The 13,463-nt window shown below is 48.4% G+C and carries 9 protein-coding genes and 1 pseudogene; 3 read left to right on the top strand and 7 right to left on the bottom strand.

Features of this window, described 5'->3' with window-relative positions:
* The first annotated feature begins 17 nt into the window (after nucleotides 1–17).
* Together pbpC and M3090_RS11765 are read left to right on the top strand one after the other, a co-directional pair.
* On the top strand, nucleotides 18–2,348 hold the full coding sequence (gene pbpC / locus M3090_RS11770; RefSeq protein WP_249056458.1) for a penicillin-binding protein 1C: 2,331 nt from the start codon (nucleotides 18–20) through the stop codon (nucleotides 2,346–2,348).
* 363 nt (nucleotides 2,349–2,711) lie between these two features.
* Entirely contained in the window at nucleotides 2,712–4,703 is a 1,992-nt protein-coding gene (locus tag M3090_RS11765; protein ID WP_249056455.1) for a glucosamine-6-phosphate deaminase, read from the top strand.
* Nucleotides 4,704–4,818: 115 nt separating this feature from the next.
* On the opposite strand, the gene M3090_RS11760 is transcribed toward M3090_RS11765, so the two are convergent.
* The 5 genes and pseudogenes from M3090_RS11760 to M3090_RS11740 form a co-directional block, all read right to left on the bottom strand.
* On the bottom strand, nucleotides 4,819–5,037 hold the full coding sequence (locus tag M3090_RS11760) for a sulfurtransferase TusA family protein (RefSeq protein WP_249056453.1): 219 nt from the start codon (nucleotides 5,035–5,037) through the stop codon (nucleotides 4,819–4,821).
* A complete protein-coding gene (locus M3090_RS11755; RefSeq protein WP_249056451.1) occupies nucleotides 5,034–5,369 on the bottom strand; it encodes a hypothetical protein in 336 nt (111 codons plus the stop codon). Before M3090_RS11755 ends, M3090_RS11760 begins: the two co-directional genes overlap by 4 nt.
* A 126-nt stretch (nucleotides 5,370–5,495) precedes the next feature.
* The gene (locus M3090_RS11750) at nucleotides 5,496–6,071 is read right to left on the bottom strand and encodes a DapH/DapD/GlmU-related protein (protein ID WP_249056449.1); all 576 of its coding nucleotides are present in this window, start codon (nucleotides 6,069–6,071) and stop codon (nucleotides 5,496–5,498) included.
* A 38-nt stretch (nucleotides 6,072–6,109) separates the two neighbouring features.
* Nucleotides 6,110–6,856 (bottom strand): SDR family NAD(P)-dependent oxidoreductase, encoded by a 747-nt coding sequence (locus tag M3090_RS11745; protein WP_249056447.1) that lies wholly within the window; start codon nucleotides 6,854–6,856, stop codon nucleotides 6,110–6,112.
* Nucleotides 6,857–6,960: 104 nt separating this feature from the next.
* Nucleotides 6,961–7,794 (bottom strand): annotated as a pseudogene (locus M3090_RS11740) (helix-turn-helix domain-containing protein).
* A 250-nt stretch (nucleotides 7,795–8,044) separates the two neighbouring features.
* Here M3090_RS11740 and M3090_RS11735 point away from each other — a divergent pair.
* Complete coding sequence (locus M3090_RS11735; protein WP_249056445.1) at nucleotides 8,045–9,880, top strand: YgiQ family radical SAM protein; 1,836 nt, start codon at nucleotides 8,045–8,047, stop codon at nucleotides 9,878–9,880.
* A gap of 48 nt (nucleotides 9,881–9,928) precedes the next feature.
* Here the strand turns inward: M3090_RS11735 and M3090_RS11730 are convergent, their stop codons facing one another.
* Together M3090_RS11730 and M3090_RS11725 are read right to left on the bottom strand one after the other, a co-directional pair.
* A complete protein-coding gene (locus M3090_RS11730; protein WP_249056443.1) occupies nucleotides 9,929–11,512 on the bottom strand; it encodes a hypothetical protein in 1,584 nt (527 codons plus the stop codon).
* Nucleotides 11,513–11,618: 106 nt separating this feature from the next.
* Nucleotides 11,619–13,451: a PKD domain-containing protein gene (locus M3090_RS11725; RefSeq protein WP_317239245.1), complete on the bottom strand. Its 1,833-nt coding sequence runs from the start codon at nucleotides 13,449–13,451 to the stop codon at nucleotides 11,619–11,621.
* Nucleotides 13,452–13,463: the final 12 nt, after the last annotated feature.

Genomic DNA, 13,463 nt, shown 5'->3' with positions numbered 1-13,463 from the left:
GTTTTTCAATCAAGCGAATGGTACACCTATTCTCCTCTATCAAACGATACATAGCCCAGCTTTCTCTTCTTAAGAAAGCCGGGCTATCATGTATCATCATTCTTTTAATAGCATATAGTTGTTGTTTGCCTAAAACCTTATTTCGCGTGCCCTATTCCACCATAGTAACCGACCGTCATGGAGAATTGCTGGGAGCCCGCATTGCGGCAGACGGACAATGGCGTTTTCCTTTGTGTGATACCATACCTGTTAAATTCGCCCGTTGCCTTTTAGCTTTTGAAGACCAATATTTTTATTACCATCCGGGCGTTAACCCGCTGGCAATCTTAAGAGCCACATGGCAAAACATTTCCAGTGGCCGCATAGTAAGTGGAGGAAGTACGCTCACCATGCAAACCATCCGTTTGTCTCGCAATCGCCCACGTACGGTCTACGAAAAGATTCTGGAAATTATTTTAGCAACTCGTTTAGAACTACGTTATTCAAAAAATGAAATATTAACCCTCTATGCCTCACATGCTCCATTTGGAGGCAATGTTATAGGATTGGATGCTGCCGCATGGAGGTATTTTTCACATCCAGCTTCAGAATTATCATGGGCCGAAGCTGCTACCTTAGCTGTTTTGCCTAACGCACCGTCTTCTATCTATCCCGGTAAAGGACGGGAGGCATTGCGCCGTAAACGCAACCGTGTACTGCAACATCTTCTGAAACGAGGAGACATAGACAGCGTATCTTATCAACTCGCTTTAGATGAGCCTTTACCAGAAGCACCACGTCCCCTACCCTCTATTGCTCCACATCTGGTAGATCATTTTTCCCAAGAAAACACCGGACAACGAATTGTCTCAACCATAGATAAAGATTTGCAACAGCAAATCGAACATCTTGCCGAACGCCGGAGCAAAGATTTTCAGCAAAGCAATATCCGAAACCTTGCCATTCTTGTCATAGACCTTCGTAGTAACCAGGTTGTTGCTTATTGCGGTAATATAGATTTCGGTGGAAAGGTCAGTGGCAACCAAGTAGACGTCATCACATCCCCCCGCAGTACAGGAAGCATACTGAAACCGGTGCTCTATTATGCTGCCCTTGAGGAAGGACTGATACTTCCACATACGCTATTGCCTGATGTTCCAATCAACATCAACGGTTTTGCCCCACAAAATTTTGACCACCGATTTGAAGGAGCTGTACCTGCTGATGAAGCCTTAGCCTGTTCACTTAATATTCCGGCCGTCAACCTGCTGCAACGCTATGGTGTACCCAAATTTTACAACCTGCTCCGTGAATCTGGTATAAGCACACTCAGCCGGCCGGCCTCATACTATGGACTATCACTTATCCTTGGAGGAGCAGAGGCCACGCTTTGGGATGTCACTGCCCTGTATGCCATGATGGGGCGCAGTTTATTAAATCTTCCTCAAACAGAAAGTACATTATGCCTCTCCCCGGAACAGTCCCGGACGATAAGTTCTTTTCATCCCGGCGGTGTTTGGCAAATATTCAATGCCCTTACCCAAGTAAATCGTCCTGAAGAGATTGATTGGCGTTCCATCCCATCCATGCACCCGGTAGCCTGGAAAACCGGCACCAGCTATGGCTTCCGAGACGCATGGGCCGTAGGGGTCACTCCTTATTATGCCGTAGGCGTATGGGTAGGCAATGCCACAGGCGAAGGAGCTCCGGGCCTGGTAGGTGCCCGCACGGCTGGCCCGGTATTATTTGAAGTCCTCAGTCTGCTTCCTGCCAGTCCCCATTGGTTCGCCTCCCCCAAAGGGATTTTTGTAGATGCAGAAATATGCCGGAAATCCGGCCATTTGAAGAACCGTTTTTGCGATGAAACAGATACGGTTCTTATCCTGCCCGCCGGGCGTAGGACTGAAGTTTGCCCTTACCACCACTCTGTCCTCCTGACCGCCGATGAACGTTACCGCGTTTATCAAAGCGGCAGGAACAGGGAAGAAACCATCCGGAAGTCTTGGTTCACACTTCCACCCGTATGGGAATGGTATTACAAACAGTATCATCCTGAATATAAACCACTCCCTCCATTCAAATCAGGTTACGATGAAAGCGGTCTGCAGCCTTTGCAGTTCATTTATCCTACCATGAATGCCCACATCACCCTCCCCCGCCAAATGAACGGAGACTTGGGCTTCGTCACGGCAGAACTGGCGCACAGCCATCCGCAAAGCACTGTCTATTGGCATCTGGACAGCGATTATCTGACCGCAACACAAGACTTTCATAAAATCTCCCTGCGCCCTTCTGCCGGCAAACATTCGCTGACGGCCGTGGACGGAGAAGGCAACAGCGTTTCCGTCACCTTCTACGTAGAACCATAACCATCCGCCTGCAACCAAAGCCTGGAATAACCTTGCTCTTCCCGTACCCTGATTGCACACATGCGTTGCATCATCATGCCATCATCATGCATGATTCCTCCCATCATCGTATATGATGCCTACCATCATCGTACATGATTCCTACCATCATCGTGCATGATGCCTCAATCATCTCCGGATGTGACAAGGCTGAACCTGGGGAAGAACATCCCTTCCGGCGGACATTCATCACAGGAATATCCCTGTTTTTATGTTTTTATGAAAAATATCTGCCATGAAATAGGTTTATTGGCAAAAAAGTTAGTACATTTGTGACATAAGAATAAAATTCCTTATTATATATATACATTAATACCTTTCATTATGAAAACCAACTTAAGTTCTCAAATTACACTTAACCGTGTATCAACCCGGTATTACCGTCCAGAGAACGCGTTTGAACGTTCAGTGCTCACCCGTCTGGAGAAAATCCCGACAGACATCTATGAAACAGCCGAAGAGGGTGCCAACTATATAGCCCTCGAGATAGCACAACTGATTCGTGAGAAACAAAAAGCCGGACGCTTCTGCGTGTTGGCATTGGCCGGCGGGAACTCACCCCGCAATGTATATGCTTCCCTGGTACGCATGCACAAGGAAGAAGGACTGAGCTTCCGCAACGTAGTCATCTTCAACCTATATGAGTATTATCCCTTGGCTCCGGACGCCGTAACCAGCAACCTCAATGCACTCAAGGAAATGCTGCTGGACCATATAGACATCGACAAGCAGAATATCTTCAGCCCGGACAGCACCATCGCCAAAGACACCATCTTTGAATATTGCCGTTTGTACGAACAACGCATAGAAAGTTTCGGCGGCCTCGACTTTGCATTAGTCGGCATCGGACGCGTGGGAAACATCGGATTCAACGAACCAGGTTCTCGCCTGAACTCAACAACCCGCCTGATTCTGATGGACAATGATTCACGCAATGAAGCTGCCAAAATCTTCGGCACTTTAGACAACACACCTATCAGTGCCATCACCATGGGCGTTTCGACGATCCTGTCAGCCAGAAAAGTATACCTGATTGCTTGGGGAGAAGAAAAAGCTGCCAAAATCAAAGAGTGCGTAGAAGGCCCGGTGACAGATACAATCCCTGCATCTTATTTGCAAACCCACAACAATACACACGTAGTCACTGACCTGTCTGCAGCTTCCAACCTGACGCGCATCCAACGTCCATGGCTTGTCACTTCTTGCGAATGGAACGATAAACTTATCCGCAGTGCCATCGTATGGCTATGCCAACTGACGGGGAAACCGATTCTGAAGTTAACCAACAAGGATTATAATGAAAACGGCTTAAGCGAACTATTAGCTCTCTATGGTTCAGCTTACAACGTAAACATCAAAATATTTAATGATTTACAACACACCATCACCGGATGGCCGGGCGGCAAGCCAAATGCAGATGACACGTACCGTCCAGAACGTGCAAAACCATATCCCAAACGAGTCATTGTCTTCTCACCGCATCCGGACGACGATGTAATTTCCATGGGTGGTACCATTCGCCGTTTGGTCGAGCAGAAACATGATGTACATATCGCATATGAAACATCTGGCAACATCGCTGTCGGCGATGAAGAAGTAGTCCGTTTCCTCCATTTCATAAATGGCTTCAACCAACTGTTCAATAACAGCGAAGACCAGACCATTAACCAAAAGTATGCCGAAATCCGCAAATACCTGCGTGAAAAGAAAGATGGAGACATGGACACTCGCGACATCCTGACTATCAAAGGCCTTATCCGACGCGGAGAAGCACGGACAGCATGTACATACAATAATATCCCATTAGATCATTGCCACTTCTTGGACTTACCCTTCTATGAAACAGGAAAAATCCAAAAGAACCCGTTAGGAGAAGCAGACGTCGAAATCATACGCAACTTGTTACGTGAAGTCCAGCCTCATCAGATTTTCGTAGCAGGTGATTTGGCCGACCCGCACGGCACACACAGAGTTTGTACGGATGCCGTATTGGCAGCTATTGATTTGGAGAAAGAAGAAGGTGCAGAATGGTTGAAAGATTGCCGTATCTGGATGTACCGCGGAGCATGGGCAGAATGGGAAATAGAGAATATCGAAATGGCCGTGCCCATCAGTCCTGAAGAATTGCGTGCTAAGCGCAACGCCATTTTGAAGCATCAAAGCCAGATGGAAAGCGCACCTTTCCTTGGCAATGACGAGCGCTTGTTCTGGCAACGCAGTGAGGACCGTAACCGTGCGACAGCAGTCTTGTATGACAGCTTAGGATTGGCTTCTTACGAAGCTATGGAAGCTTTTGTTGAATACATTCCCTTGTAAAATAATGTAGCAAGTTGAACACACTAAAGAGGGATTTTAGCTTTCTAAAATCCCTCTTTAGACGTTTGAAATGCCTATTTAGAAATTGCCAATAAATGAATGGTGCTGCAACCACTCACCGAGTGAATTGCAGCACCATTTTATCTCCATCATATATTTCACGAAAGCCGATTCCCTGTTCTATCAAAAACTCCTTCAATTCATTAAATGCCCACACATCGTCCAATACGATTTCCATTTGTTCCCCCTCATGTGAATCGCAAAAAGCCTGAATGGCTGGAATCAAAGGGCTGTATCGTCGCCTTCCGTTACATGTCGTATCGATTGTCTTCATGATGGTCCCTCCTCGGTCTCGTCATCATCATCCTCTTGGGACAACCATTCCAAATAAAGCCGGATAAGTTGTTGCAGCCCAAAAGCCTTCATATTCTTATGATAGACTACATCAATACATAAATCTAACAAATCCTTGGTATCCTCTTCTTTCGAAGCAATCAGAGAACGGACGTTCAGTTTTAGTTTATCCAACACAGACTCATCCACAATACCGTTACTATCAATCAGATGGCGGAACAAACCATATTTTTCAATAGTCACCAGATTTGTTTCTGACACCGTAATGCGGCGCGTACCACTTAAATTTGCTTGTATGGTATATGTTTTCATTTGAATATAAAAATTACAATTGTCTAAAGCAAAGATAAGTGTTTTTATTACAGGATACACAGTTTAGTGTGTTAATCTGTGTAATCACCGGCAAAAATATCCATTTAAATCTTATGAATATACCGGTTACTTTTTTTCTTTAGCCTCAATTTTTTTGATAATCCTCGCCGGATTGCCCCCTACTATCGTCATGGGTGGCACATCGTGCGTCACCACACTGTTGGCTCCCACTATCGCACCGTAACCTATCCGCACACCAGGCAATATGGTTGAACCTATGCCAATCCATACTTTATCTTCAATGATAATAGGACGCCCATACGTTGCACTACGGTTATCGGGACTCGGGTCGTGATTGATAGTGATAAGGTTCACTTTCGGAGCAATAAATACATCGTTACCCAACGTAATGCCACCACGATCGAAGAACGTGCAGCCTTGTTGAATCCAACAGCGTTTGCCCATGCGAATGTTTTTACCGAAGTCCACATAAAAAGGTGGCAATAAAGTGACAGAAGGATCAATTTCTTGCCCGGTGATACGTGACAAATAGTCACGCACCTCACCGGGTGTATGGTAACCCTCGTTCAATTCATAAGCCAATTTCATGGTATCGAAAATAGAGTTAATCAATTGGTCGTGGCCAGGTTCGTCAGGCGATACCATTGCACCCGACAGATCTTTCTTAAAAATATCTTCCATTGTATTATCGTTTAATTCAATCGTCAATTAATCATCACTTATTTAATGGTAATGCCACCGTCCACTACCAAAGCATGCCCGTTTATATAGGACGCTTGTGGACTGCACAGCCACAATACGGCATCAGCAATTTCTTCGGATTTACCCAAGCGTCCAGCAGGAATCTCTTTTGTGAACATCTCCTCCAATTGTGGATTACGACGTATCAGCTCTTCAGCCATTGGTGTGCGGATAACACCCGGGCATACTGCATTGATACGAATACCTTGTGCAGCGTAATCTATGGCAGCCGTCTTTGTCAAGCCAAGGATGACATGCTTGCAAGCAATATAAGCAGCCTGTCCAGGAAATCCCACCACTCCTCCAGCAGACGAAGTATTAACGATTGCTCCATAACCTTGCTTCTGCATCTGAAGTATCTCATAACGCATACAATTCCAGACTCCTTTCAAGTCAACTGCTACGGTACGTTCAAACTCATCGTCAGTAATCTCTGCCATTGGACGTTGCGGTGTCTGTATGCCCGCATTGTTATGGGCGGCATCCAAACGTCCGTAGGTCGATACAATCCATGCTATCATTTCGTTCACAGCCTGCGTATCTGCTACATCTATCCGATAAGCCACTGCACGATACCCTCCTGCCACTATCTTTGCTACCTGCTCTTTGGGTTCGTTGATATCTGCCAATACCGTCATATATCCGGCACGTGCAAATGCTTCGGCACATGCCAGTCCGATGCCCATTCCAGCACCTGTTACCAATGCTATTTTCTGTACTGTCATTGTACAAACTGTTTATTTAAGATTTTGTCGCAAAGGTAACAGATATTATCGGGGAGAATTTTGCCTGACAGCTCAAAAGAATTTGTCTGAAAGCTCAAAATACATCAAATGCTGTGAATGGGAGAACAACCATACAACCTTTTGTATGCTTTTGAAAAATGAGAGAGGTTCTTAAATCCCACACGAAAGCAAACATCGGTCACTTTCTGTTTACCAGACTGTATAAGCGCATGTGCGGCTTCCAACCTACGACGTACTACCCACTTCTGCGGAGACAAGTCACTTATCTTGCTAAAGTCACGTTTGAAAGTAGCAAGACTTCTTCCTGTATAATTTGCCATTTCTTCCAGCGTAAGGTCGTTCATGTAGTTCTGTTCCATAAAGTTCAAAATATCTATCTTCCAAGGATCGGTAAAATCAAACAACGAAGCATAAAGGCTTTTATCTGTATTCAAGAGCACATATAAGCCTTCGGTCATTTTCAAAGTCTATAATTCCTTTGTGGGCTGGATACCGGATTTGAAATAAGGAGTCATCGATTCAAACAGACTTACGATATCCGGGCGCTTTGAAGGTAGTTTGTATAAACTGGCTTTACTACGGCGAGCGTTTGCTGGCAATCCCTCCTTGTCCAATCTGCCATAAAACTCACGCAGGAATTTACCGGTAAACATCAAGAATATAGCCTTGAATTGTTCTCCATTATACCCTTGTTTGATTAATTGTACACTGAAATCTTTGCGGATAAAAGCACAATCCCCCTTATGCAGTTTGGTAATTTTCTCATTTTCCTTTATTTCCAGTTCCCCAGAATACATGTAGGCCAGCACATGCGAATGGTTGCGGTGCAAGCAACTTTTCCCATTATCAAAATACATCGCCAAAAAAATATCCGAATAACGCAGTGTGTTGATACCTTTTAAACTATCAGTTTCCATCATTCACTATTTTTACGAGCAAAGTTACACATAAATGCCGATAATCAATTTGCCATAAAGCTCAAATATAAAGGATATAAACAACCCCACTCTACACAAGAATACGCAAAGCCTCGGAAGATACTGCCACATGGCAAGTATAGAAACAGTACAGCATCCGAATCATACTTTAATTGTCGGGAAAGCAATGAAAAGCGAAAATCTACCCATTCCTTACCAATATCTCATAGTTTTTCCATAAGTTTGCGACATGAAACAGTACAAATTGACCGATTGGTTACCCACGACCAAGAAAGAAATAGAATTGCGTGGATGGGAAGAACTGGACGTTATCTTATTCAGCGGCGATGCTTACGTCGACCACCCCTCCTTCGGGGCGGCAGTCATCGGACGCATCCTCGAAGCAGAAGGCCTGCGAATCGCCTTAGTGCCCCAACCAAACTGGCGCGATGACTTACGCGATTTCAAGAAGTTGGGACGCCCGAGACTTTTCTTCGGCATCACTGCCGGTTGCATGGATTCAATGGTCAACCGATACACTGCCAACAAACGCCTGCGCAGCAACGATGCTTATACTCCTGACGGGCGGACGGACATGCGTCCGGAATATCCATCCATCATCTACACACAAATACTGAAACAGCTTTTCCCGGACGTACCGGTCATATTGGGGGGCATTGAAGCAAGTATGCGACGCCTGACTCATTATGATTATTGGCAAGACCGCTTGCGCCCCAGCATATTGGTAGACAGCGGCGCAGATATCTTGGTATATGGAATGGGAGAAAAGCCTATCATAGAATTAGCCCGAAGAATCGCCCCCGGCACATCCGCTTCCAACCTGTTACCCCGGATAGCTGATGTGCCTCAGGTCGCTTATTTGTCTCATCATACCCAGCCTCTCCAAGATGACATTTGGCTCTATTCCCACGAAGAGTGCCTGCAAGACAAGAAGAAACAGGCTTCAAATTTCCGCCACATCGAGGAAGAGAGCAACAAATACGCTGCTTGCCGGATACTGCAGCAAACGGGCGAACGGACAGTAGTTGTCAACCCGCCTTATCCTCCCATGACTGAAGAAGAACTGGACTACTCATATGACCTGCCTTACACCCGGCTGCCCCATCCCAAATACAAAGGCAAGCGCATCCCTGCCTATGACATGATTAAGTTCTCCGTCAACATCCACCGGGGCTGCTTCGGTGGATGCGCATTCTGTACCATCTCCGCCCACCAAGGCAAGTTCATAGTCAGCCGCTCGAAAGAAAGCATCTTACGGGAAGTAAAAGCCATTATGGAACTGCCCGACTTCAAAGGATATCTGAGTGACCTCGGAGGCCCCAGCGCCAATATGTATCGCATGAAAGGTTATCGCACCGATTTGTGTAAGAAGTGCAAACGTCCTTCGTGCATCCATCCTGCCATATGCCCCAACCTGAATACAGACCACCGTGCGCTGCTGGATATCTACCGCTCCGTAGACGCATTGCCGGGCATCAAGAAATCGTTCATAGGAAGCGGCGTACGATACGACCTGTTGCTCCATCACAGTAAGGATGAGCAAATCAATAAAGCAGCCCAAGAATATACCAGGCAGCTTATTGTCAACCACGTAAGCGGCCGTCTGAAAGTCGCCCCAGAGCATACTTCCGAACGCGTGCTTCACATCATGCGCAAGCCGTCGTTCAGTCTGTTCAAGTCTTTCAAGAACATATTCGACCGTATCAATCGTGAATCTGGCCTGAATCAGCAACTCATCCCTTATTTCATCTCCAGCCACCCGGGATGCCATGAAGAAGACATGGCCGAGCTGGCAGCCATTACCAAACAGTTGGATTTCCACCTCGAACAAGTGCAAGACTTCACCCCCACCCCTATGACTGTGTCTACGGAAACGTGGTACACCGGATTTCACCCTTATACATTGGAACCGGTGTTCAGTGCCAAAACACAACGCGAGAAACTGGCCCAACGCCAGTTCTTCTTCTGGTACAAAACAGAAGAGCGACGCAACATCATCAACGAGTTGCGCCGCTTAAAACGTCCCGACCTGATAGACAAGCTATACGGAAAAGGGAAACGCTAAAGTGGGACAGAAGCACACCAATACCTCATCCGAACAGGAACAATGCCTCTACCGAACAAGAGTATCCCTTCCTGTTCGGCTCAGCCCGGGCCCTCCTCCGGCGGTATATCCATTGCTTTCGCCCGTCTTCCACGGAGAAAACCAAAAGGAGTACAAATCTGCTTCCTTCAGATAGAATTTCACCCGGACAGTTTTTCCCTTTAAAGAAGATACATCCGAATGACCTTTCCAGGTGATTAAGAATTTCGTGCTGTCCACTTTCTTCATCACCACACAGTCCCGGCGGGTGAAACCGGGGACTGGCTGTCCTGATTCGTCCAACAGTTCCACGCGAAGTGAGCTCTTCTTGCCGCACACGTCGGCATTGACAAAGAGATAAGCACCGTCTAGCCGAAAAGGCTTCGTCAACAACGTGCCTTCCTCCTGCCCAGCACGAACAGACACGAATCCGTCCTTGCGGAGCATGGCCAGGCCGGTGGCGAAATTGGAATCATGCTTCGGCTTGCTGTTGTAACGCCCGCTCATGTAGAAATAAAGCGAATCGCCCACTATCAACGGACAACCGGCCACCGACTGTACATTGCCTGCGTTCCAGGCATGAAAGTCCTCGCAGACCGGCAAGAAAGGTTGTTTGAACCTTCTGTCCCAATGGAAGCCGTCGCGACTGAAGCCGACAAGCACTTCGTTACGCTTCTGCACCATCAAGCTATCGCAAGCATCGTTCTCAGGACCTTGCCAGACAGTAAAGTAGCCCAACATCAGGTTCTCATAAGGCATGGCTTCATGATTATATATCTGTGGACGAATAGCAGGAAAGTGCGGGTTACGCGGGTCATCTTCATCAGCATGAAACCAATAACGGATGAACTTATCGGCCTGGTTATCATACACACGATGGGCCAGACTGACCAGCATCTCGGGATCTTGGTGCGCCAAGTAATTACGCGCACGTCCATATGGCCCGTCAATCGTTTTCAGCGATAGCACGTATTTTCCCCGGAAAGGGTCATAATAAGCCGCACAACGGTCGTAGAGTTCGCCGGACAAAGCCTGCGGACCGCTCCAATGGATGCCGTCGGGCGAATACTTCAACTTCATACTGACAGTGAACCGGCTGTTGAACTCCACGATGAACATCTTGAAACGCTTCGAAGCATCAGTCTCGTGTTTGTCCAGCAGGACGGACATACAGTCATGCTCCAAGGTATCGACAATATTCGTGCCGGGCACAACGTCCAGTACAGGCTTCAGCCATGATTTCCCATCCTCAGATTCTGCATAACACGTAATCAATCCCAGCCGTTTACCACCGCCGGCGGAATACCACATTTTGTACTTTCCGTCCGTCTCATCGAACCACACACCACCACTGAAAGGGGCGGCATAGGGATCGCCGTTTACATTGAGTTCCCACGGGCGGTCAGCCTTGACGACGGGATTACAAGGATAATAGGTTGGGACGTGGAAGACAGATTCCAGTCCCGAGGTTTCAGCTACCCAAGTGGTGTCGGCCATCAATTGCCGGCCGGGTAAGAGGGTGGCTGCCGGTTCTGTCCTTTGAGCAAACAGTTGTCCGCCGCTGCCACACAAGATAAAGGAAAGCAAGATAACAGCTATTTTTTTCTTTTTCATAAGCATACAAACAGGCTAAAATCTATAAAAAAGCTTCCTGTATTACAACGCCTTAAAATAAGCATCATAATACAGGAAGCCTATCTATCTACTCTTCAACATACTTTTACTTTTGCAATCCGGTACGCTGAGGATTACCGCCTCGCATGGGCCACGGAGAATCCGTTGCATAGCTGTCGCCTTTCGACGAAGCGCAGACAACCTGATACTGGCCATTGGCATTTACTGCCACATAGAGGTTGCCTTGAGCGTCCATCACCGGCGAAGAGGCGCAAGCATCACCCAGAGAAATGGATGAGTACAATTCGCCTTCGGCTGTCAGTACATAATAGGTGGCTTCTGCATCGACGAAGTGGATGTAGCCACGGCTGTCGACCACGGGTGAAGTCTGTACAGATGCGCCGGAAGGATAGTGCCACTTCAACGTTCCGTCGGGATTGAGGGCATAGATGCCGGCCGATGACGTGCTGGCCAGGTGTTCGCCGCCCGATGCATAGATGGTGCCGTCGGCGCCCAATGCCACACCACCGTCGGGAATGGCGCTCACCGTGCTGTATGCCCATTTCTCGGTGCCGGTAGTGCCGTCTACGGCGAAGATGATGCCTGTGCCGTCAGCAGCGTCGGACACGGAATAAACGGTGCCGTCGGTGCCAATAGCTACCGTGGTGCTCTTCAGTGCGCCAATCAGTGCGCTGCTGGCTCCGCCGAAGTTCGTGTTGTATGTCCACGAAGCATCGGTAGAGGGGTTATAGCCGAACAGGCCGAGTGAGTTGCCGCCGGTCACGTAAACCATTCCGCTGCGGGAGATAGCTACGCCGCTGGTGATGTTGCTCAATCCGGTAGAGGCGTATTCCGTGTACTGGCCGTCGGGCGTCAGGCTGACTACCTTGCCGTCGCGGTGTGCGACGAAGATGTTGCCGTCTGCAGCGATGGCGGGAGTCGTGGCGTAGAGGTTAGAACTCGGGGTAGCCACGGGAACTGCCCAGCGCAGGCTGCCGTCGGAGGCAACGCTGATGGTATACAGGTTGCGGTCGTTTTCCGACTGGAGGTCGCGGACAATCATGTAAACATTGCCGTTGTCGTCTACCGATGGGCTGCTGAAGATGTCTTTGGCCTGGGCCGTGGACGACACACCTGACATGGCAACACTGAGGTCTACCATCCATTTCTGGCTGCCGCTAGCGGCATCATAGGCTACGAGGGCTGCCACATCGCTGCCACTGAGGCTACGCATCATGTAGACGGTGGAGCCGTCGGGCGAGAGGGCGGCAGAAGAGCCGGCCTGCACTTTGCCGCCCAGCAGGGCGCTCCATTCCAGGGAAGCGGCAGCGGCGGGGTCGTAGACGGTGATGTTCTTGGTGACAGATGCTTCCAGGTCGTAGCTGTCGGTCACGGTCAGCGTGACGGCGTACGAGCCGGGTTCGGTATAGACGAAGACGGGGTTCTGCTCGTCGGACGTGTTGCCGTCGGCATCGCCGAAGGACCAATGCCAGGCGGTGATGGTCGTGCCTGCTTTCGTCGTGGTGGCGTCGGTGAATTGCACGGTCTCTCCCATCTCGTACTCTTCTTTATCGGTCGTAAAGTCGGGTGTGGTGGGGTTGATGATGGTCACCACCTGTTCGTGGCGGGCCTTGAGGCCGTTGCTGTCGGTCACGGTCAGGCTCACGGTGTAGTTGCCGTCTTTCATGTAGGTGAAGGTGGGGTTCTGCTCGTTGGAGGTGGAGCCTGCTTCGTCGCCGAACTTCCAGAGCCAGGAGACAATGGTGGTGCCTTCTTCGGGCACGGTGTTGTCGGTGAAGGTGATGGGTTCGCCCACTTCGTATTCGTTGCCTACGCTGAAGCCGGCATCGGCGGCTGTGTTGTAGACGGTGTCATCGTCCTTGCAGGAGGTGACGAAGGTTAGCGCGAGGGCTAACAGGAGGAATGTCAGAGTTCTCATATTCGTTAGATT

The organism is Bacteroides sp. ET71 (genome assembly GCF_023336905.1).
Lineage (GTDB): Bacteria > Bacteroidota > Bacteroidia > Bacteroidales > Bacteroidaceae > Bacteroides.
Note: the sequence above shows the minus strand (reverse complement) of the source record. Positions and strands in the feature narration are given on the sequence as shown.

Bases quoted from the DNA above. Each gene is read 5' to 3' on its own strand.
- pbpC (WP_249056458.1), top strand. From the start codon at position 18: ATGGTACACCTATTCTCCTCTATCAAACGATACATAGCCCAGCTTTCT.
- M3090_RS11765 (WP_249056455.1), top strand. From the start codon at position 2,712: ATGAAAACCAACTTAAGTTCTCAAATTACACTTAACCGTGTATCAACC.
- M3090_RS11760 (WP_249056453.1), bottom strand. From the start codon at position 5,037: ATGAAGACAATCGATACGACATGTAACGGAAGGCGACGATACAGCCCT.
- M3090_RS11755 (WP_249056451.1), bottom strand. From the start codon at position 5,369: ATGAAAACATATACCATACAAGCAAATTTAAGTGGTACGCGCCGCATT.
- M3090_RS11750 (WP_249056449.1), bottom strand. From the start codon at position 6,071: ATGGAAGATATTTTTAAGAAAGATCTGTCGGGTGCAATGGTATCGCCT.
- M3090_RS11745 (WP_249056447.1), bottom strand. From the start codon at position 6,856: ATGACAGTACAGAAAATAGCATTGGTAACAGGTGCTGGAATGGGCATC.
- M3090_RS11735 (WP_249056445.1), top strand. From the start codon at position 8,045: ATGAAACAGTACAAATTGACCGATTGGTTACCCACGACCAAGAAAGAA.
- M3090_RS11730 (WP_249056443.1), bottom strand. From the start codon at position 11,512: ATGAAAAAGAAAAAAATAGCTGTTATCTTGCTTTCCTTTATCTTGTGT.
- M3090_RS11725 (WP_317239245.1), bottom strand. From the start codon at position 13,451: ATGAGAACTCTGACATTCCTCCTGTTAGCCCTCGCGCTAACCTTCGTC.